At 45.9% G+C, this 740-nt stretch carries 2 protein-coding genes; both read left to right on the top strand.

The genetic code is table 11. The annotated features are described in order from the left end of the window. Positions 1-328, top strand: a 328-nt coding sequence (gene hisH, locus A3757_RS24550) for an imidazole glycerol phosphate synthase subunit HisH (RefSeq protein ID WP_068740463.1), incomplete at its 5' end; no start/stop codon positions are given. A 17-nt stretch (positions 329-345) separates the two neighbouring features. Beyond that, positions 346-740 (top strand): HisA/HisF-related TIM barrel protein (locus tag A3757_RS24555; RefSeq protein ID WP_255375000.1); only part of this gene is annotated, 395 nt, incomplete at its 3' end.

The raw sequence follows: 740 nt of genomic DNA on the forward strand, positions 1-740 counted from the left end.
TTTGCATTTTGGCGAAAGCTTGTATGAAGAGAACGATAAGGGCGAGAAGGTTCGTTTGAAAGTACCGCATATGGGGTGGAATCAGGTGGTGCAGAATGGTGATCACCCTATGTGGCATAAGATCTCAGATGCCTCGCGTTTTTACTTTGTCCATAGCTATTACGTAGCGGCTGATCATCAATACTTGGCAGGTTCGGCCCAATACGGGAAGTCTATCGCTGCGGCACTTAGCCGAGATAGCATTTTTGCAGTTCAGTTTCACCCTGAAAAGAGCCAGCATGCAGGTTTACAGCTACTCAAGAATTTTGCGAACTGGTCTGGAAAATAGAAGGTACTAGTCAAGCGATGAATATCCTACCCTCAATTAACCTAATGCAGGCTAAATGTGTGCATGTGTCTGGTCATCACCTTGATCAGACCAAAGTTTACTCCGATGATGCGACAGACCTTGCCGGGCGTTGGATGGATGCCGGTGTGCAGGACCTTTATGTGTTTGACGTAGATGGTGCAATTCAGGGGCGGACGGCTCATGCAGAAATGATCGTTTCGATCGCTCAGCGTTTTCCAAATCTAAATTTACATGTTGAAGGTGGAATTCGTAGTGAATCTGAAGTTGAGCATTACCTGAAGTCTGGTATTAGAACAGTGACCTTAGGAACTAAAGCTATAGAAGATCCTGCGTTTATTGCTGAAATGTGTAAGCGCTTTCCTGAGCGCATTACGGTGAGCCTGTCACTGCT

Source organism: Oleiphilus sp. HI0117 (genome assembly GCF_001635235.1).